The organism is Aurantimonas sp. C2-5-R2 (assembly GCF_036549495.1).
GTDB lineage: Bacteria > Pseudomonadota > Alphaproteobacteria > Rhizobiales > Rhizobiaceae > Aurantimonas > Aurantimonas coralicida_A.
The window spans coordinates 1-1,223 of record NZ_JAZHLJ010000234.1; the positions used below are offsets into that span (position 1 = coordinate 1).

Consider the following 1,223-nt stretch of genomic DNA (forward strand, 5'->3'; position numbering starts at 1 on the left):
GCAGTATCTCATTCGACCTGAAGGACTACGACCGCATCGACCACGGCTATGCGGCGACGATCCACAAGGCGCAGGGCATGACGGTGGATCGCACCCATGTGCTGGCGACACCGGGCCTGGACGCCCACGGCAGCTATGTCGCGCTGTCCCGGCACCGCGACGGCATTGACCTGCATTATGGCCGCGACGACTTCGCCGGTCAGGACCGGCTCGCTCACACCCTGTCGCGCGACCGCGCGAAGGACATGGCATCCGACTACGAGCAGATCGACCCGGCGCGGAATTACGCCGAACGGCGCGGCATCACTTTCCGCGCCCGTGTCGCGGAGATCGTGCGTAAGGTCGTGCCGGAAAAGGTGCGTGGCATGTTCGACGGTATGCGCCTCCAGGCAGCGCCGTCGCCGGGCGCTGGCAAAGCGCAGGGGCCGGTACGGGAAAGCGCTGCGGCAAAGGTCCGGCGAACGACGGATGCGCCGGAAAGAGCCGTGGCGGCGGACCCGGAGGCGGCGCTGCGCAAGGCCCGCACCGATGCGCTCATCCGTCATGCCCGCGCGGTGGACGCGATATTCAGCGCCGAAGATGCGGGCGGCAAGCGACGCCCGGACCAGATGCGGAAACTTTCCGACGCTCGCAAGGCTTTCGAGGGCGTGCGGCCTCATGGCTGGCGCGATGCGGAAGCAGCCTACGTGAAAGAGCCCGACCTCGCCCGAGAGGCAGGTGCAGGCAAGGTCAACCGCGCCANGGCGTGCGGCCTCATGGCTGGCGCGATGCGGAAGCAGCCTACGTGAAAGAGCCCGACCTCGCCCGAGAGGCAGGTGCAGGCAAGGTCAACCGCGCCATCCGGGCGCTCCAGCTCGAAACCGAAATCCGCACCGATCCCAGCCGCCGCGCCGACCGCTTTGTCGAGCGCTGGCAGAAGCTCGACCGCACCAGTCAGCGCCAATACCAGGCGGGCGATATGTTCGGCTACAAGGTCACGCGGTCGGCGCTGGGCGACATGGCGAAAAGCCTCGAACGCGATCCGCAACTGGAATCCCTGCTCGCTAATCGCAAGGCCGCGCTAGGCATCGACATGGAGGCTGGCCGCCGACTCGGCGCGGCCCTCGCCCTCTCTCACGGTCTCGACCTCGGGAGAGGAAGGGGGATCGGGATATGAGAACCGTCCTATGTGCCGCCGTTTCCATCCGGCGCCGCGACGATTCCCCGAACCCTCTTGCGCCCCG

At 67.6% G+C, this 1,223-nt stretch carries 1 pseudogene; it reads left to right on the forward strand.

Annotated features, from left to right (window positions below):
• A pseudogene (locus VQ044_RS25220) lies at window positions 1-1,156 on the forward strand (Ti-type conjugative transfer relaxase TraA); the annotation flags it as partial.
• Window positions 1,157-1,223 lie beyond the last annotated feature (67 nt).